This is a genomic window from Pseudomonas sp. SDO5215_S409, assembly GCF_054071325.1.
The window spans coordinates 78230-96410 of sequence record NZ_JBSVWN010000015.1 but is presented as its reverse complement, the minus strand read 5'-3'; the positions used below and the strand labels follow the sequence as shown (position 1 = coordinate 96410).

Annotated in this window: 21 protein-coding genes and 1 tRNA gene; 9 read left to right on the top strand and 13 right to left on the bottom strand. The window is 57.8% G+C overall.

The genetic code is table 11. The annotated features are described in order from the left end of the window. Window positions 1–55: 55 nt before the first annotated feature. Genes pstC through pstB form a run of 3 tightly spaced genes read left to right on the top strand, consistent with a single transcriptional unit; the run spans window position 56 to window position 2699 of the window. Entirely contained in the window at window positions 56–1051 is a 996-nt protein-coding gene (gene pstC, locus ACW9H9_RS11020) for a phosphate ABC transporter permease subunit PstC (RefSeq protein ID WP_457343189.1), read from the top strand. Next, complete coding sequence (gene pstA / locus ACW9H9_RS11015) at window positions 1048–1920, top strand: phosphate ABC transporter permease PstA (protein WP_457343103.1); 873 nt, start codon at window positions 1048–1050, stop codon at window positions 1918–1920. Before pstC ends, pstA begins: the two co-directional genes overlap by 4 nt. After that, window positions 1920–2699 carry a phosphate ABC transporter ATP-binding protein PstB gene (gene pstB / locus ACW9H9_RS11010; protein WP_457343104.1) on the top strand — a complete coding sequence of 260 codons (780 nt, stop codon included), beginning with the start codon at window positions 1920–1922 and terminating at the stop codon, window positions 2697–2699. The genes pstA and pstB overlap by 1 nt, the downstream gene beginning before the upstream one ends. A 253-nt stretch (window positions 2700–2952) precedes the next feature. Here the strand turns inward: pstB and ACW9H9_RS11005 are convergent, their stop codons facing one another. After that, on the bottom strand, window positions 2953–3354 hold the full coding sequence (locus ACW9H9_RS11005) for a DUF4442 domain-containing protein (RefSeq protein WP_457343105.1): 402 nt from the start codon (window positions 3352–3354) through the stop codon (window positions 2953–2955). Window positions 3355–3554: 200 nt separating this feature from the next. Between ACW9H9_RS11005 and ACW9H9_RS11000 the strand changes: the two genes are divergently transcribed. The 6 genes from ACW9H9_RS11000 to ACW9H9_RS10975 all read left to right on the top strand — a co-directional run bounded on the left by ACW9H9_RS11000 (window position 3555) and on the right by ACW9H9_RS10975 (window position 9022). Then, window positions 3555–4478 carry a LysR family transcriptional regulator gene (locus ACW9H9_RS11000; protein WP_457343106.1) on the top strand — a complete coding sequence of 308 codons (924 nt, stop codon included), beginning with the start codon at window positions 3555–3557 and terminating at the stop codon, window positions 4476–4478. Window positions 4479–5133: 655 nt separating this feature from the next. Next, window positions 5134–5673 carry an FcoT family thioesterase gene (locus tag ACW9H9_RS10995; RefSeq protein ID WP_457343107.1) on the top strand — a complete coding sequence of 180 codons (540 nt, stop codon included), beginning with the start codon at window positions 5134–5136 and terminating at the stop codon, window positions 5671–5673. A 28-nt stretch (window positions 5674–5701) separates the two neighbouring features. After that, the gene (locus ACW9H9_RS10990; protein ID WP_457343108.1) at window positions 5702–6706 is read left to right on the top strand and encodes a TauD/TfdA family dioxygenase; all 1005 of its coding nucleotides are present in this window, start codon (window positions 5702–5704) and stop codon (window positions 6704–6706) included. Window positions 6707–6748: 42 nt separating this feature from the next. After that, window positions 6749–7600 carry a TauD/TfdA dioxygenase family protein gene (locus ACW9H9_RS10985; protein WP_457343109.1) on the top strand — a complete coding sequence of 284 codons (852 nt, stop codon included), beginning with the start codon at window positions 6749–6751 and terminating at the stop codon, window positions 7598–7600. 11 nt (window positions 7601–7611) lie between these two features. Beyond that, entirely contained in the window at window positions 7612–8247 is a 636-nt protein-coding gene (locus tag ACW9H9_RS10980) for an FMN-binding negative transcriptional regulator (protein WP_457343110.1), read from the top strand. A 235-nt stretch (window positions 8248–8482) separates the two neighbouring features. Beyond that, the gene (locus ACW9H9_RS10975; protein ID WP_457343111.1) at window positions 8483–9022 is read left to right on the top strand and encodes a dihydrofolate reductase family protein; all 540 of its coding nucleotides are present in this window, start codon (window positions 8483–8485) and stop codon (window positions 9020–9022) included. 250 nt (window positions 9023–9272) lie between these two features. On the opposite strand, the gene ACW9H9_RS10970 is transcribed toward ACW9H9_RS10975, so the two are convergent. The 12 genes from ACW9H9_RS10970 to ruvC all read right to left on the bottom strand — a co-directional run bounded on the left by ACW9H9_RS10970 (window position 9273) and on the right by ruvC (window position 18129). Then, window positions 9273–9348: transfer RNA gene (locus ACW9H9_RS10970), tRNA-Lys, on the bottom strand. Window positions 9349–9517: 169 nt separating this feature from the next. Then, a complete protein-coding gene (gene queE / locus ACW9H9_RS10965) occupies window positions 9518–10165 on the bottom strand; it encodes a 7-carboxy-7-deazaguanine synthase QueE (protein WP_457343112.1) in 648 nt (215 codons plus the stop codon). Window positions 10166–10342: 177 nt separating this feature from the next. Continuing rightward, window positions 10343–11173: a tol-pal system protein YbgF gene (ybgF, locus tag ACW9H9_RS10960; protein WP_457343113.1), complete on the bottom strand. Its 831-nt coding sequence runs from the start codon at window positions 11171–11173 to the stop codon at window positions 10343–10345. Between the two features lie 6 nt (window positions 11174–11179). After that, window positions 11180–11680 (bottom strand): peptidoglycan-associated lipoprotein Pal, encoded by a 501-nt coding sequence (gene pal / locus ACW9H9_RS10955; protein WP_034100156.1) that lies wholly within the window; start codon window positions 11678–11680, stop codon window positions 11180–11182. 52 nt (window positions 11681–11732) lie between these two features. Next, complete coding sequence (gene tolB / locus ACW9H9_RS10950; protein ID WP_457343114.1) at window positions 11733–13013, bottom strand: Tol-Pal system beta propeller repeat protein TolB; 1281 nt, start codon at window positions 13011–13013, stop codon at window positions 11733–11735. Window positions 13014–13030: 17 nt separating this feature from the next. Beyond that, window positions 13031–14104 carry a cell envelope integrity protein TolA gene (tolA, locus tag ACW9H9_RS10945; protein ID WP_457343115.1) on the bottom strand — a complete coding sequence of 358 codons (1074 nt, stop codon included), beginning with the start codon at window positions 14102–14104 and terminating at the stop codon, window positions 13031–13033. Then, entirely contained in the window at window positions 14104–14556 is a 453-nt protein-coding gene (gene tolR, locus ACW9H9_RS10940) for a protein TolR (protein ID WP_457343190.1), read from the bottom strand. Before tolR ends, tolA begins: the two co-directional genes overlap by 1 nt. 23 nt (window positions 14557–14579) lie before the next feature. After that, a complete protein-coding gene (gene tolQ / locus ACW9H9_RS10935; protein ID WP_457343116.1) occupies window positions 14580–15275 on the bottom strand; it encodes a protein TolQ in 696 nt (231 codons plus the stop codon). A 1-nt stretch (window position 15276) separates the two neighbouring features. Then, window positions 15277–15732: a tol-pal system-associated acyl-CoA thioesterase gene (gene ybgC / locus ACW9H9_RS10930; protein WP_457343117.1), complete on the bottom strand. Its 456-nt coding sequence runs from the start codon at window positions 15730–15732 to the stop codon at window positions 15277–15279. Between the two features lie 139 nt (window positions 15733–15871). Next, window positions 15872–16930 carry a Holliday junction branch migration DNA helicase RuvB gene (gene ruvB / locus ACW9H9_RS10925; protein ID WP_457343118.1) on the bottom strand — a complete coding sequence of 353 codons (1059 nt, stop codon included), beginning with the start codon at window positions 16928–16930 and terminating at the stop codon, window positions 15872–15874. Further along, window positions 16931–17542 carry a Holliday junction branch migration protein RuvA gene (gene ruvA, locus ACW9H9_RS10920; protein WP_457343119.1) on the bottom strand — a complete coding sequence of 204 codons (612 nt, stop codon included), beginning with the start codon at window positions 17540–17542 and terminating at the stop codon, window positions 16931–16933. Window positions 17543–17604: 62 nt separating this feature from the next. Then, window positions 17605–18129, bottom strand: a complete 525-nt coding sequence (ruvC, locus tag ACW9H9_RS10915; protein ID WP_457343120.1) for a crossover junction endodeoxyribonuclease RuvC — start codon at window positions 18127–18129, stop codon at window positions 17605–17607. Between the last annotated feature and the right edge of the window lie 52 nt (window positions 18130–18181).

Sequence of the window (18181 nt, the reverse complement as noted above, 5' to 3'; positions counted from 1 at the left end):
CCGGCCCCCTTCCTCACCCGTGTGCGCGTGAGTGAAGGGGGTGAGCGCATTTGATATGAATGAAACCCTGCAACCCCTGGCCATGACGACTCACGCAAGCGATGCAAACGACGATAAACGCGCCGCCCGCGACCAACGCCACGACCTGTGGTTCAAACGCGCGATGTTTGGCGCGGCCATGCTGGTCCTGTTGCTGCTCGCCAGTATTGCCGCCTCCACACTGTGGGGCGGAGGCCTGGCCTTCAAGACCTTCGGCCTGGGTTTTATTACCAGCACCGAGTGGGACGCCGTCAACAACCACTTTGGTGCCGTGGTGCCGATCTATGGCACCTTGGTGACGTCGTTTCTGGCGTTGCTGATTGCGGTGCCGGTGAGTTTTGGCATCGCCATTTTCCTGACTGAAGTGGCACCGCCCTGGCTGAGAATGCCGGTGGCGTCGGCGATTGAATTACTCGCCGGTATCCCTTCGATCATCTACGGCATGTGGGGCCTGTTTGTGTTCGGGCCGTTCATGGCCGAGCACATTTCCCCCTGGATCAATGACTACCTGGGGGCGCTGCCGTTTGTAGGCTCGCTGCTCCAGGGCCCGCCGCTGGGCATTGGCATGCTGACCGCCGGCATTGTGCTGGCGGTGATGATCATGCCGTTTATCACCTCGGTGATGCACGAGGTGTTCCGCAGTGTGCCGACGCAGTTGAAAGAATCGGCCTACGCCCTGGGCGGCACCACTTGGGAAGTGGTCTGGGACATCGTCCTGCCGTACACCCGCTCGGCGGTGGTCGGTGGCATTTTCCTGGGGCTGGGCCGGGCACTGGGCGAAACCATGGCGGTGACCTTTGTACTGGGTAACGCCCAACAGTTCTCGGCCTCGTTGCTGATGCCCAGCAGTTCCATCGCGTCCGTCATCGCCAACGAGTTCAGCGAGGCCTACACCGACCTGCACCGTTCGGCCCTTATCGCACTGGGCTTTTTGCTGTTCATCGTGACCTTTGTCGTACTGGCACTGGCGCGGTTGATGCTCATGCGCCTGTCTCGCAAGGAGGGTCTATGAAGAGCAATGAACGCCTCTACCGTCGCCGCGCCTTCAAGAACCGTCTCGCCATGCTGCTCAGCTGCGGCGCGACGCTGTTTGGCCTGGTGTGGCTGGCGTGGATTCTGCTGACCACTATCATCAACGGCTTCCAGGCGCTCAACCTGCGCCTGTTTACCGAGATGACACCCCCGCCGGGCACTGACGGTGGCCTGGCCAACGCGTTTTACGGCAGCGCCCTGATGTCGGCAATCGCCTTGTTGATCGGCACGCCGATCGGCTTGATGGCGGGCATCTGGCTGGCAGAGTTCGCCCGTCACTCGCGCCTGGGCACCACGGTGCGGTTCATCAACGACATCCTGTTGTCTGCGCCCTCAATCGTGCTGGGTTTGTTTATTTACACCGCGATCATCCTGCCGCTGAACCTGCTCACCAATCACCAGGTGGGTTTCTCTGCCATCGCCGGTGCGCTGGCGCTGGCGTTGCTGGTGATCCCCGTGGTGGTGCGCACCACCGACGAAATGCTTCAGCTGCAACCTTCGACCATGCGTGAAGCTGCGCTGGCACTGGGTGTTCCGCAGTGGAAGCTGACGCTGCAGATTGTGCTGCGGGCGGCCAAGGCCGGGGTGGTCACCGGCATCCTGCTGGCCCTGGCCCGCATCACCGGGGAAACCGCCCCGCTGCTGTTCACCGCCTTTGGCAACCAGTTCTGGAGCAGCAACCTGCTCAAGCCAATCGCCAGTGTGCCGGTGGTGATTTTCCAGTACGCCATGAGCCCGTTCGATGACTGGCACGCCCTGGCCTGGGCCGGCGCGTTGGTGCTGACCCTGTTTGTGCTGGCGCTGAGCCTGCTATCCCGCCTGATTCTTTTGCGTAATAGGTCTACCTGATGAACACCAACGACATTGAAAACGAAAGAATGAAAATCCGTGTTCGTGGGTTGGAGTTTTTCTACAACGGGCACCGCTCGCTCAAGTCCATCGACATCGACATTCCCGAAAAGCGCATCACGGCCATCATCGGCCCGTCGGGCTGTGGCAAGTCGACCATGCTGCGCGTGTTCAACCGCATCTACTCCATGTACCCCAAGCAAGAGGCGCGCGGTGAAGTGCTGTTGAACGGCGAAAACATCCTGGCCCCCGGCTACTCGATGAACCGCCTGCGCAGCCACGTAGGCATGGTGTTCCAGAAGCCGGTGCCGTTTCCGATGTCGATCTACGAAAACATCGCCTACGCCGTCAGGCACCACGAATCGCTGTCACGCCGCGACATGGACGCACGCGTCGAACAGGCACTGCGCGGCGCGGCCCTGTGGGATGAAGTCAGAGACAAGCTCAAGCAAAGCGCCCAAAGCCTCTCGGGCGGCCAGCAACAGCGCTTGTGCATCGCCCGTACCATCGCGCTGCGGCCCCAGGTATTGCTGCTGGACGAACCCACCTCGGCGCTCGACCCGATTTCCACCGGGCGCATCGAGCAACTGATCACCGAGTTGAAAGAGCAGTACACCGTGATCATCGTCACGCACAACATGCAACAGGCGGCGCGGGTGTCGGACAACACCGCGTTCATGTTCATGGGGGAGTTGATCGAGCACGGCAACACGGACCAGATCTTCACCAAGCCTGTGATGAAGCAGACCGAGGATTACATTACCGGGCGTTTTGGGTAAGTCACCGTAGCGTGCACCTTGGACAGGTGCGTTTACGGTTTAACTACTGCGTGAATCGTGGGTGATACGGTGAACTGAAAAAGGCCATACATCCTGACCGCACGGCAACAGCGCCGGTGATGGTCATGCGGATCTCACACTACCTACGCCCGCTCCCACGTCATGTGGAAGCGGGCTTGTCTGAACTTCCCGGCCTTTTCTCGACAGGCCCAAACCGAAAGTAGACATGGCCGGTCGCAACCACGACATTGTCCTAGTTGCGTATTTCGACACACAGGTCCTGTTCGCTGATGCAGTTTTTGGCGGGCAGCGTCCACCGGCATTCGGCTGTCATCAGCCCACGGGCCTTGGCGTGATAGTCCACCGACAACCGCGTGGGGATGCCACGCACATTCGCCGGCAAGCTGTACAGCACCGACAGGCCCGCCGTGGTTTCGGTGAGCGTCGACAGTGCACAGGCGTGAATGCTGTTCATGTGGTTGCGAACCCGGCGCTTGTCTTTCATACACACGCGGGCAAAACACTCATCAAGTTCAATCACGCGGGCGCCAATAGTGCCGGAGTAAGGTGCGCCCAGACCAATCAGCTTACCGATCAGCCAGCGCCCCCCCCAGCAGGCGTAAATACGCTTTAGCCGGTGCGAAACATTGTTCATAGTTAACCTTGGGGCTTGAATGAATGAGCGTTATCAACCTGTTTAGCCCACACAGGGTATTGTGTGCCGGGCCCGAACCGGCCTGAACGATCGATAGGGCCGCTGGCCGATAGCGGTGACGATGCGTCATTGTGTGCCGGTGAATAAAAGCCTAGGGCGCGCGTCCCGGCCTGTGAAGTGATATTTGGTGAACGCACTTGATGAATGAAATTCACAACGCCCGCGATGACATCGACCTCAACCTGCTGAGGGTGTTTGAGGCGGTCTACCGCGAACAACACGTGACACGTGCCGCCGCGAGCCTGTCGTTGACACCGTCGGCGGTCAGCCATGCGATTCATCGCTTGCGGATCCGCTTGAATGATCAACTGTTCGTGCGTGATGGCAAGCGGATGGTGCCCACGCCTCAATGCCTGTTGATGGCCCCCCTGGTGCTGGAGCGCCTGGCGCAGTTGAGAACGCTCTTGCAGCAATGGGGCACTTTTGAGCCACGCAACGCCCACCAGACCTTTCGTATCGGCGTGCCGGACTCCATCGAACCCATCCTGTTGCCCTGGATCGTCAAGCGATTGAATGAGCATGCGCCCAACGCCGCGCTGGCCAGCGTGATGTGTGAGCGCCGGGGGATGACGCGGGCGTTGTCGGCAGGCAACCTGGACCTGTGTTTTGACGTCGCCCTGGCGATCAACGAGCCTGTACGTCATCAACCGCTGCTCAGCGACACCCTGTGCGTCGTCACCCGGCGCGGCCACCCGCTCAACGTCCCGCCAACACTGCAGCAGTACCTGGACGCCCAACACGTGGCCGTGTCCAGCCGCGCCACGGGGGCGGTCATCGAAGACATTGCATTGTCCAAACAGGGCTTGCAGCGCAAGGTGTCGATTCGGTGTCAGAACTACTTTTCGGCCTGCCGGATCGTCGAACAGTCCGATTATTTGCTGGTGGTCCCCAAAAGAGTCGTATCGGCGATCGACCTTTCACAGTCACTCACTCAGTGGGAACTGCCCTTTGCGTTAGAAGCCCCCCAATTGCATATGTACTGGCATAGCAATAAAGCGTTCGACCCGGTGAACCTGTGGTTTCGCCAGTTGATGGAAACGTGCATGACGGACGATATGCTCTAACTCGGTGCAGGGTATAAAAAGCACGGTCGTCCTTTTAATCGCCCCCTCAAGCCTGTTCTTGAACAGGCTAGCCTGGAAGAATTTCCAACTCGGTCCACAGCCCTGTCAGGCCGATGCCTTCCATGTAAGTCCCATAATCAAAAAACGCGCTGCCCCCCACATCCTCCAGTGAAAACCATGAGGCCTCACACTCCGGGCATACCACCAAGCAGGTGCCGTTCGCTTTGAGTGTTGCACTGATTACGTGATCTTGTTCACACCGTGGGCATAGCATTTTATTTTCTCTGTTTAAACGCATAAGGGGTAATGACTGTATACAGGCCAACCTACCTGTTTACCCCGTGTCCTGCCAACACAACGTGCCAGTCCTCCATCGATAATTAACTCATCACCCGCTGTCATCAGCAGCAGCGTCCACACATCACGTAAGTTTCACTCTTGCCAACGCTGCCTTATTAAGCGCGCACCAAAACACTTGAACGTGCTATTTATTCCATGATTTAAACCAATACACCCTTTCGTAAAAATAGAAATATGTTATCCCTCTATTATTTTCTTTGACGTACTATCCCGGCGTGCCAAACAAGCACTCTCAAGTTTCAACTCCCCCCGAAAAGGAAGTGCATCATTTTGATGCACCTGTGCACACTTCACTATGGAAGATAACGATGTGATCCCATCTAACCAAACAGCAGAAACCGCTATTTCCGACAGTGCAATGAAGCTGGCACTTGGCCCTTATACGGCAGAATGCCGTTATTTAAGGTCAGCGTGCAAAGTCGTCTGCAGCACAACATCGGACGTTGTGCTCAATGCGCAATTCTCCATTCCCAAGTCGTTCTATATTGAATCGACCGGCCACTTCAATGCGGTCGAAGCCAATATCTGCCTGAATCAGATGTCATATCTTTTGTTCGCAGAATTTGTTTCGCAGCGTATGACACATCCGTTCTGGAAAATCCTTGGAGCGTTTGACCTGGACACCTTTAAAGAAAAGCAACTGGCCAAAATCTTTATCATTTCGCTTTCTTCACGCTTTCGCCAAGCCCTGGATGCCCGCGCCTTCAGTGGAAGCCTGCGCTGGAAAAGCATCTCTAAAAAGATGGGGTTGATTCTGTGCCAGGCCGAGTTCGGTTTTGGCGAAGATAACAATAGCGCTTATGGCGATGTGATGTTCGCCATCCCTCTTCACTGATACACCTCTTCTATTCAAGGACGTTCCCATGACTTTATCGACCCTGCGTTTTGGCAACTTGAATGCCGAACAACTGTCTCATCAACACCCCTTCTTGCTGGTCCACGCGCCCGCCAATGTGCCAGCAGAGGAATGGGCACGCGAAAACCGTACGGCCCTGCACGAAGCACTGCTCAAACATGGGGCTATCCAGATTCGCGGCCTGGGCCTGGACAGGCAACAATTTGGTGCCGTCGGCCGGATTTTGGAGCCGGATGCCATCGACTACACCGGGGGTATCGGGCCTCGCCATCTGGTTGAGGAGGATGTGTTCACCTCGACGGATTTGCCCCCCGCTGTAGGGCTGGCCTCCCATAATGAGATGTCGTATTCGTCTACTTGGCCGATGCGGGTGATGTTTTTCTGCGAAAAGGCTCCCAGTGAAGGGGGTGCAACGACGGTGTGTGACGCCCGCCGAATGCTTGAATGCCTGCCGAACGAAGTACGTGACGAGTTGAATGCGCGCGGTATCCGCTATGTCAGAAACTACTCCAAACGTGTGCCGTATAAATCCATCCAAGAAACGTTTGGCACTACCGATCGCCAAGTGATCGACGCGTTTTGTGAAAAGAACAACATTCAAACCGAATGGCAAGATGAAACCACGCTGCAACTTCGGCAGATCGGCCCCGCCGTGCGCAAACATCCCGAGACGGGTGAATCTGTCTTTTTCAATACGTTAGTGCTGTGGCACCCGGCGTATTGGTTGGACATCATGCGCCGTGTTTACCCGGGCGCGCCAGAACCTCAAACGCCCGGCGACCTTTGGCAAGATGCGCAGTTTGCCGACGGCGGTGTTATTCCAGACGCGACGATTAACCTTATTCGCAGCGCTTATGAAGAACAGGAGCTGGACATCGCCTGGCAGTCGGGCGACATGCTCTACATAGACAACATGTTAGCGTCCCATGGAAGAAAACCTTTTTCCGGTCAACGCTCGATACTCGCCTCGTTTCGCCAACCGGCGCACGCCGCCGACTTTAATATTGACTGATTTTCAGCCCCGAGAAATCGCTTAATCAAGAAGGATTCTTTTATGCTTATTTCTACATTACCCAACAGTATGATGGGTGTCGCTGTGAGCCAAGTCGATGTGTTGGCCCTGTCCGCTCAAGACAGCGCGAAGTTGCTGGAACTTGTATATGAGCACAAGTTAGTGGTTATCAAGCAGCAAGCCCTGAGCAAACACGACTACGTCAATTTTTCGCGCCAGCTGGGCACACCACAAATTTACCCACAGGCTAATTATCATCATCCGGACTACCCAGAGATCTTTGTCTCGTCGAACTTGCCCGAAAATGGCAAAAAAGTGGGTGTGTCCGGCACCGGGCGCTATTGGCATACCGACTGCCAGTTTCTGAGCACTCCTTTACCCCTGACGACGCTGCTGCCGCAAATATCGGCTGGCAGTCGCGCGACAGAATATATCGACATGGTCGCCGTCTATGAAGCGCTGCCCGATTCACTGCGCGAGTTGATTACAGGGCGCGAGGCCATTCACGAGGGTAAGTGGCGCTACAAGATTCAGGAAGAAGATATCGACCGCTCTATCAGCGAACTGCTCGCGGAAAAAGGGCAAATGGCCCCTGCGGTGAAACATCCGGCCGTTATTACCCACCCAGTCACCGGCAAAAAAGCGTTGTACATCAGCAGCGGTTTTACCGTGGGTATCGCGGATATGCCTGCCGAGCAAAGTACGGCGGCGCTCCAGGCGCTGATCAGCTTTATCGAAAAGCCCGAGCATATTTACAAGCATCTGTGGGAAGAAGGTGACTTGTTGATTTGGGACAACCGAACCACGTTGCACCAATCTTCTGCCCTGGCCAAAGGGGAGAAAAGTGTGAGTTACCGCATCGGTGTTTATGACAACCAAGCCTTCTACGTTTAAAAGGACTTTCCATGTACCTTCCCCCCCTATTCGAGGAAAAAAGCCTGGACGTACTGCGAGCGGCCGTGAACCAGATCGGGTTCGGCACGCTGCTGACGTTCAATGACTCGGACCTTGAAATCAGCCATATCCCGCTGTCGCTCGAGGAAGACGAAAAAGGCCCGCTGCGCCTGGTAGGCCATTTGTCCCGCAACAACCCCCAGTTCCAACGCCGGTCAGGCGACGATCGCGCGATCGTCATGTTTATGGGGCCCAATGCGTACATATCTCCCCAGTGGTATCCCAGTACAGCCCAAACAGGCCGTTCAGTTCCGACCTGGAATTACACGGCCGTGCACATTCGCGGCAGGATCCGCTTTTTCGAGGAGGAGGAGCAGATCCTTGAGCTTCTTACCCGTCAAACCGCGCAGCACGAGTCAGGGCGGGCGTGCCCCTGGAGCCCGGCGCAGGCACCGTCGGACCACATAAAAACCATGGCCGGTGGCGTGGTCGGTTTTGAGATCCCCGTGGAGCACATCCAAGGGAAATGGAAGATGAGCCAATACGCATCCACCGAAGACCGCAGGGGCGCCATTGAGGGGCTCAGGCGTGAGAACAGCGAAAACCCCAGCGCTGTGGCGCAGATCATGGAGGCACATCTGCGATAGCACCGGGGGTGCAAGGTAAGGTTCTGACGCGCGTCACTGGGTTCGTCCAGCAGCTAATCTGTGCGTCTGTAACCCGGTCCAGTGAATCAGGCGCCCTACCGGACCGAAAGCCGTGTTGCGCAGTGCCTCAACAAATAAAACAAGCTTTATAGTGCCCCCCTCGCCCCTCGTCACTGACAGAGGGGCGTTTTTATCAAAGGGTTATTTCCCGCCCGCATGATTACAAGGAACGCACATGTCGACGCTGGTCTATTACGTAGCCGCCACCCTGGATGGGTACATCGCCACCGAGCAACACACACTGGATTGGCTGGAAAACTTTGCCTTAGGCGATGACGCGACGGCCTATCATGATTTTTACCAGACGATCGGGGCGGTGGTCATGGGGTCGGACACCTATCACTGGATCCTGTCGAATGCACCCGATAATTGGCCCTACCCGGACGTACCCGCCTTTGTCATGAGCAGCCGGACGCTGTCCGCGCCCGCCAACCTGGATATCACGTTTGTAAGCGGCGACGCTGAAACCATCGCGGCCAAGGCCAGGCAAGCGGCAAAGGGCAAGAATGTCTGGCTGGTGGGTGGCGGAAAAACAGCAGCCTGTTTTGCTGACGCCGGGCAATTGCAGCAACTTTTCATCACCACCCTTCCGATTTTTCTTGGTAGCGGGGTTCCGGTACTGCCCGTTGAGCGCTCGCTTGAAGTTGTCGTCAAAAAGCAACGTACGTTACAGAGCGGCGCCATGGAATGCGTATGGGACGTGAAAGCGGGTTAACAGGCGCAAGACGATTCTGTCGTCGGCACCCGGGGCCAGTGAAGTTCGGCGTTGCCCGCGCAGCACTCGCATTCTATGCGCCCAGCCTTTGCTATCTGGTCGTCATCCCCGGCTTGCTGCTGGCGGGTTTTCCGAGCGCTTGCAAGGCGCAACGTGCTCTACCGCATGGCGGCGCACTTTATTTCAGGCAAAAAAAAACCCGGAAATCCTCACTTACGTGGGCCTTCCGGATTTTCTAAACCGCCAAATATGGTGGGTCGTGTGGGATTCGAACCTACGACCAATTGGTTAAAAGCCAACTGCTCTACCAACTGAGCTAACGACCCGCTGTGTGGTGGCGCGTATAATACTGATTTTTAAGGACTATTCAACACTTTTTTCAAAAAAATCAAAAATAGCGTGGTAAGTCGATCATTTTGATGGCCTGCTGGCAGGAAACGCTCAGCAGGCATCGCACTCGCAGGCCCTTGCTCCAAGGGGCAAGGCATGCAGATCTCAGCGCCCGGGCTCGTCGTTCCACAAGTATTTATGCAGCTGCAATTGCAGGCGCACCGGCAGGTTGTCCGCTACAACCCAATCGGCGAGGTCACGGGCGTTCAAATCATGATGGCTTGGGGAAAACAGCACTTCGCCTGCGCGGTTGTCCAGGCCGTACTGGATCAGCTTGGAGGCTGCCCAATCGTAGTCATCACGCGAGCAGATGACGAACTTGACCTGATCATTGGGCGTCAGCTGTTCGATGTTTTCGTAGAGGTTGCGGTGCGCTTCCTTTGAGCCCGGCGTCTTGAGGTCTACCACGCGGCTGACGCGCGGGTCGACCGCCGAAATATCCAGGGCACCGCTGGTTTCCAGGGACACTTCGTAACCGGCATCGCACAGTTGCTTGAGCAAGGGAATGGCATTGGGCTGCGCCAGCGGCTCGCCACCGGTGACGCAGACATAGCGGGGCCGGTAACCGGCCACTTGCTGGAGGATGTCTTCAAGGGTACGCACGGTGCCGCCGCTGAAGGCGTAGGCGCTGTCGCAGTACTGGCAACGCAGCGGGCACCCGGTGAGGCGCACAAATACAGTGGGCAGCCCGGCCGTCCGCGTTTCACCCTGTAACGAGTAAAAAACTTCTGTAATACGTAATGTGTCTTGCATAGTCGCCACGGGCGTAACAGCTACACAGGCCGTCCGCCTCCGTCAGGCACTTCAAGGGATCCCGTCAACGCGTAGACCCCAAGAAGCGTATTTCATAAAAGGGCGTGGATTCTAACGAAAAAACCCGCGCCAAGCGCGGGTTTCTTATAAACGGAGCGGTTTACACCGGCTCACGCTTTACATGCGTTGCAGGTCCCGCTGAGCCAGCTGAGCAGCCGAGGTGCCCAGGTACTGGGCAACCACTTGCTGCAAGATGCCTTTGACCTTGTCGGTATGACCCAGGCGACGCTCTACGTCAGCCAGTTTGTACAGAGAATCCGGCACCTTGGCGTGCTTTGGGTACAGCTGGCTGACCTTGGCGAATGCGGTGCCCGCACCTTGCAGGTCACCCTTGGCCAGGTTCACTTCACCCAACCAATATTGGGCGTTGCCCGCGTATTGGCTGTTGGGGTAGCGGCCCAGGAATGCGGTGAACGCCTTGCTGGCCTTGTCGAAATCCTTGGCTTTGATCAGGTCGAAGGCTGCGTCGTAGTACAGCTTTTCCTTCGCCGGATCACCCGGTTCACTGCTGGCGGCAGGCGGCTGACTGGCAGCCCCTGCTGCTGCACCACCGGCGGCGGCACTGGGCGCGCCACCGGCAGAAGAATTATCAGGAGTGGCGGCAGGTGTAACGCCGGTTCCTATGCGCCGATCAAGATCCTGGTATCGCTCCAGGTTTTCCTGCTTCATGCGCGCGACATCATTTTGCAGAACTTCGATCACGCCTTGTTGCTGCGCAAGTTGTTCCTGCATGCGTTGCAGTTGGTTGAACAGTTCGCCCTGTGCCGAGGCAGGAGTCGAAACCCCTCCCCCGGCATAGGCGCCGTTCGTGCCATAACCTGCTGGGGGATAGCTGCTCCCGCTATTGTTATAGCCAGAGTTGCTGTCTTCCACAGGAACCGCAGCCCACACCGCAAGCGGTGCGAGGCTGAGAGCCAATACAGTCAGAGCACGACGGCACGTTCGCATGACGAATTACTTACGCAGTTCGACGCGACGGTTTTGAGCCCAGGACTGCTCGTCGTGGCCAGTAGCAACTGGACGCTCTTTACCGTAGGAAACCAGTTCCAGCTGAGCTGGCGAAACGCCTTGCAGGACTAGGTAGCGTTGAACGGCTTTCGCACGACGCTCGCCCAGAGCCATGTTGTACTCGCGAGTACCACGTTCGTCAGTGTTACCTTCCAGAACAACGCGAGCGCCGTTAGCTTTCAGGTCCTTGGCGTGAACGTCCAGAGCGCGCATGGCTTCTGGCTTCAGGTCAGAACTGTCGTATTCGAAGTAGAAAGTGGTGATAGCGCGCAGAGCAGCTTCTTCGCTCAGGGAGCCGTCAACTGCACCGGTGTTGGCGCCGTAACCAGCGTTTGGATCAACAGCTGCGCCTTCGCCGGCATTGTCGCCGCCTTTAGAGGAGCAACCTACGGCTACGGACAGAGCCAGAGCCAGAGCAGCAAACTTACCAAACTTCAGCATTTCCATCGTGAAACTCCTAATGAACCCCAGTGTGTTAAGTAAAACGTGTAGCGCCGCGTCAGTTCAGGTAAGGGGACCAGGACGGTTCTCTGACTTCGCCTTGAGCGGTAGGAAGCGGGAGCCTCACGCGTCCATTAATGGACACGAGCATCAAGACTCCCCGGCCCTGCTGGCGGGTGGCGTAGATTACCATGGTGCCGTTGGGCGCGACAGTGGCTGACTCATCAAGGTTGGTATCTGTAAGGATTTTTACGCTGCCGCGCTGCAAATCCTGGGCCGCAACCCGGAAATTAGTGAAACCATCCTGACGGTGAATCATCACCAGTGTCTTTTCATCAGCCGACAACTTCGGGTTGGCGTTGTAGTTACCGATAAAGGTCACACGCTCAGCACCGCCACCGCCCACGCTGGTTTTGTAGATTTGTGGTTTGCCGCCACGGTCGGAGGTGAAGTAGATGGTCGAACCATCCTTGCCCCAGAACGGCTCGGTATTGATGCCAGGACCACTGGTTACACGGGAGATCTGGCGCGATGCCATGTTCATCACGTAGATGTCCGGGTTACCGTCCTTGGACAGTACGAACGCCAGGCGCGAGCCATCCGGCGACCAGGCAGGCGCACCGTTCAGGCCTTCGAAGTTGGTGATTTGCTCACGGCGACCGGTGTCGATGTGCTGAACAAAAATGCGCGGGCGCTTCTGTTCAAACGACACGTAGGCGATGCGTTTGCCATCCGGTGCAAAGCGTGGCGACAGGATCGGCTCACGCGATTGCAGCAAGGTGACCGCGCGGGCGCCGTCATAATCGGAGCGCTGTAAAGTGTAACGAGTGTTGTCTACAGAGAAACGCTCAGCGGTGACGTAGAGCAAACGCGTCGAAAACGCGCCCTTGATCCCGGTCAGTTTTTCAAACGACTGGTCGGAGATGTAGTGCGCCATGTCACGCAGTTGATCCACGGTGCCCGACACGCTGCCGGTCAGCACTTGCTGCTCGGTGGCGACGTTGAACAACGCGTACTGGATCTGCAGGCGGCCGCCGACAGGCACGATGCTACCCACCATCAGGTATTGGGCACCAAGGGCTTTCCAGTCACGGAAGATGACTTCGCTGGCCTGGGTCGGCTGGCTGATCATGTTGCCTTTGTCGATCGGCGCGTAGTAACCGGAGTTGCGCAGGTCGTCACTGACGATCTGGGCCATGTCATCCGGCAGCACGCTGCCGCCCTGCCAGCCAAACGGTACAACCGCGATCGGAGTGGCCCGATCGCTGCCGCTGGTGACCAGGATGTTCTTTTCATCCGCCGCCGCTATCCCTGCCATACAGCAAATAACGACAAGCATTCCTCGAAGAAGGTTTCTCACAAGGCTAGATCCTCAGGTGTGAATGTCATCTTGAATGAACGATAGGGAGCGAAGTCGCTTGGTTTCATTCCCTGCATTTCGGTCAACCGGCCAATATTCTTGACCGCTGCGACCGCAGAACTGTCGAACGGACCATCACCACTGGACTTGGCCACGCTGACCGAAGTCACCGTACCGTCCGGCAGCATGCCGATCTGCAGCACCACCGTCATGTTCTTGCGTGCCGAAGGTGGACGTGTCCAACCCTCTGCTGCGCGCGAGCGAATCAGGTCATCGAAACTGCCCGCGACTTCATCACCACGCTCATCGGCCAAGGCTTGTTGACGCTGCGGCGTGTCGGAAAGCAAGTCAGCCAAGGCCTGGGCCTTTTTGTCTTCGGCGGATTTGCGCGCTGCTTCCTGGGCCTTTTTCTTCTGGGCGTCGGCGGCAGCTTTCTTCTTCGCATCATCGGCGACTTTTTTCTTCGCCTCGTCAGCTTCAGCTTTTTTCTTGGCGTCTTCGGCGGTTTTTTTCTTCGCGTCTTCGACGATCTTTTTCTTCGCGTCTTCAGCGGCCTTTTTCTTGGCCTCTTCTTCGGCAGCCTTTTTGGCTTCCTCTTCAGACTTCTTCTTGGCTATATCAGCCAATTGTTTCTCTTCTGCCTTTTTAGCTTCGGCAGCTTTCTCGGCTTTCTTGGCCTCATCCGCCTTTTTGGCCTCGTCGGCTTTCTTTGCCTCGTCAGCTTTCTTGGCTTCCTCGGCCTTTTGAGCCGACTCTTCTTTCTTTTGTTCCGCAGCAGCCTTGACCGCTTCCTGCTCGACCTTCTTCTGTTCCATCTGCTCGACTTCAGTCTGGCGCGCAGCCGACTTCTGGGCCTCACCCGCAATCTTCTGATTGGTCTGGGTGGTGGCCTGACTTTTCGATTTCAGCTGATACAGGGTCGCCTGCACGATCGGCTTGGCTGGCGGCAGGTCCGGGGTCATGGCAAAGCTGACAAACAGCATGCCAAACACCAGCACGTGCAGGGCAATTGCCCACACGCTAGGCCAGAAGAAGCTTTCCGAGGCGGACGGCTCTCGCTGTTGCTGCATCAGGGCGCCTCGGTAATCAAGCCAACATTACCGACGCCGGCCTTCTGCAGCCCGCCCATGGCGCCCATGACAGAGCCGTAGTCGACGGACTTGTCGCCCCGGATGAACACCTGGGTGTGCTTGCCGCCTTCGTTGCCCACGCGAATGATCTTGGTCACGGCGTCGGTCATCTGCGGCAAGGTCATGGCCTTGTCCTGCTGCTTCTGGGTGTCGACTTCGCTGCCAAGGTTCCAGTAGTAGGTCTTGTCGGCCTTGATCGAAATGGTCAGCACCTGGGTGTTGTTGTCCTGCGGCAAGGCTTCACTGGAAACCTTGGGCAAGTCCACTTTCACGCCCTGGTTAAGCATGGGCGCGGTCACCATGAAGATAACCAGCAGCACCAGCATCACGTCGATGTAAGGCACCACGTTCATCTCGGCGACCGGCTTGCGCTTGGTTCGAGCTCGAGTGATTAAAGCCATCGGGAAATACCTGCTTATTCTTCGCTGGTGTGCACTTTACGGTGCAGGATCGCCTGGAACTCGTCGGCGAAGGTGTAGTAGCGGCCGATCAGGGTTTCGCTACGGGCCGCAAAACGGTTGTAGGCGATAACGGCAGGAATCGCAGCGAACAGGCCGATGGCCGTGGCGACCAGTGCCTCGGCAATACCCGGGGCCACGGTGGCCAGGGTGGCCTGCTGGGCCTGGGCCAGGCCGCGGAAGGAGTTCATGATGCCCCACACCGTACCGAACAGGCCGATGTACGGGCTGACCGAACCGACGGTGGCGAGGAACGGCAGGCTTTGCTCCAGCTTTTCTTCTTCGCGGGAGATGGCGACGCGCATCGCACGGGCCACGCCTTCCATCACCGCTTCAGGGTCGACACCGGGCTGCTGGCGCAGGCGGGAGAACTCCTTGAAACCCGCACGAAAGATTTGCTCGACGCCCGAGTCCGGGTCCGGGTTGCTGCCGGCCTGGCGGTACAGTTTGGACAGGTCGATCCCCGACCAGAAGCGCTCTTCAAAGCTCTCCAGGGCACGTCGACCGGCGCGCAGCAGGTTGCTGCGCTGAAAAATCATGACCCAAGAAGTAACCGATGCGGCTACCAGGGTCAGCATGACCAGTTGCACCACGACACTGGCATTGCTGACCAGGCTCCACATCGAGGAATGGTCGACGACGGTAGGTTCCACGCTAAATCTCCTGCTCTGAATGTTTACCCGCGCCGCTCACGCTGGCGAACGCCGCGCGTAGAGTTTCGGGAATGGCCCTGGGTTTTAAACTGTCGGTGCGCACACAGGCCACCAGAAACTGCCCCTCACAGAGCAGTGTTGCATCCGTTGCCCGCCTGACCTGCTGTTTAAAGCGCAGGCTGGCACGGTTCAATTCGATTATTTCTGCGCTGACGAGCAGTTCATCGTCCAGCCGCCCAGGCGCGCAATAACGGGCCTCGCTGGAATGCACGACAAGCAACAGGTCCTCCCCTGCCAGCGTGGAACTGGAAAAACCCAGCGCCCGCAACAACTCGGTTCGAGCCCGCTCCATGAACTTTAGGTAGTTGACGTGATAAACGATACCGCCAGCATCGGTGTCCTCGTAATAAACGCGACAGCGATGTGCGAACGACTGATCCCCGTTTTGCGCGCGCATACTCTAGTGCTTACTCCTCAGGTTGCCAATCCGGCCAGGCAACTGTTTTTCCATTCTCTGAAACATTTCTAACGAAAGAATGACGACGCCCGCCACTAGGACAGCACAATCGTCGAATAAATCGACTTGTCCCACCTTTTTAATCGTCCCCTGCCTCAAGGGATTCGTCTACCACGGGCATCTCGCCCAATCGTGACGGAATGTTTAACCCGAAGTGCAAGTAGGCGTGCCGGGTGACCACGCGCCCCCTGGGGGTGCGCATGATGTAACCCTGCTGGATCAGGTAAGGCTCCAGGACATCCTCGATGGTGTGACGCTCCTCGCTGATCGCCGCCGCCAGGCTGTCGACGCCCACCGGGCCCCCGTCAAACTTCTCGATCAGGGTCAAGAGTAGACGCCTGTCCTGATGATCGAAGCCGTGCTCGTCCACATCCAGCAGGTTCAACGCCAGGTCCGCCACGCCCTTAGTGATGTGCCCCTTGGCCCGCACCTCGGCAAAATCACGCACCCGACGCAACAAACGGTTGGCAATGCGCGGTGTACCCCGGGCCCGGCGGGCGATCTCGAACGCGCCTTCCGGGTCCAGCGGCAACCCGAGGATGCCCGCCGAACGGCTGACGATGGTCGCCAGATCCGTGGTGCTATAGAACTCTAGACGTTGAACAATGCCGAAACGGTCTCGCAGCGGGTTGGTCAGCATCCCTGCGCGGGTGGTGGCCCCCACCAGGGTGAACGGTGGCAGGTCCAGCTTGATCGAGCGCGCGGCCGGGCCTTCGCCGATCATGATGTCCAGCTGGAAGTCTTCCATGGCCGGGTACAGCACTTCCTCGACGATGGGCGAAAGCCGGTGGATCTCGTCGATGAACAGCACGTCATGGGGCTCAAGGTTGGTCAACAGCGCCGCCAGGTCGCCCGGACGCTCCAGCACCGGCCCGGAGGTGGACTTGATCGACACCCCCATTTCCTGGGCGATGATGTTGGCCAGCGTGGTCTTGCCGAGCCCAGGCGGGCCGAAAATCAGCGTGTGGTCCAACGACTCGGCGCGCCCGCGCGCGGCCTGGATGAACAACTCCATCTGCTCGCGCACGGTGGGCTGGCCGATGTATTCGGCCAGGCTCAGGGGCCGGATGGCGCGATCCTGGACTTCTTCACGGTCACGCGGCCCGGTGGCAGCGATCAGACGATCAGCTTCAATCACTTAAATCATTCCCTTCAGGGCGCGGCGGATCATGTCTTCGCTGCTCAGGTTCTTGTCCTTGATGGCCGATACGGCCTTGCTCGCCTCCTGCGGTTTATAGCCCAAGGAGATCAACGCGCTGACCGCATCGCTTTCGGCACTGGCCACTGACTCGCGCGGCGCATCAGGCTGGTTCGGCACCAGGGCAAACATGCTCGGTACAACCTCCCAGGCCTTGAAGCGGTCCTTGAGTTCCACCAGCAAACGCTCGGCGGTTTTCTTGCCGACACCCGGCACCTTGGTCAGCGCCGAGGTGTCCTGGGCCGAAACCGCACGCACCAACTCATCGACTTCCAGGCTCGACATCAGCGCCAGCGCCAATTTGGGCCCCACGCCATTGAGGCGGATCAGCTCGCGGAAGAAGTCCCGGTCGCGCTTGCTAGTGAAACCATAGAGCAATTGCGCATCTTCGCGCACCACCAGGTGAGTGTGCAGGGTCAGTGGCTCACCGACCGACGGTAGGCGATAGAGGGTGGTCATGGGCACTTCCAGCTCATAGCCCAGCCCGTTTACATCCAGAATCAGGTACGGCGGCTGCTTTTCAGCCAAGGTGCCGCGCAAGCGTCCAATCACGTTTGAATCCCTAAAAGTCGGGCCCGTTCAAGGCCGCCCGCAGAATGATTGCGCTGATGCTATCAGAGACGCAGCCGACCGCCACGACTGCGTGCCGTGCTCAAGCCATGCGGCAACAGGCTGGAACGGGTATGAGCATGGCAAATGGCGATAGCCAGGGCGTCGGAGGCGTCGATTTGCGGTTTGGCCGTGAGCTTGAGCATGTGCATGACCATCATCTGCACCTGCTCTTTATTCGCGGCGCCCGTGCCGACCACGGCTTGCTTGACTTGGGTGGCGGTGTATTCCGAGATTTCCAGCCCCTCCTCCGCCCCCGCAACAATGGCCGCGCCACGCGCCTGGCCAAGTTTGAGCGCCGAGTCGGCGTTTTTGGCCATGAACACTTTTTCGATGCCCATGGTCACAGGGCCGTACGTCTGGATCACTTCACGCACGCCGCGATACACAATCTGCAAGCGCTCGGCCAGTTCACCGGCGCCGGTACGGATACAGCCCGAAGCGACATAAACACAGCCACGCGGGGTCTGCTCGACCACGCCGAAGCCGGTGATGCGTGAGCCGGGGTCGATCCCTAGGATTAAAGTCATAACGCCTGCAACATTTTTGACACAACATGAAAACCCTGGGGGACGGGCAAGC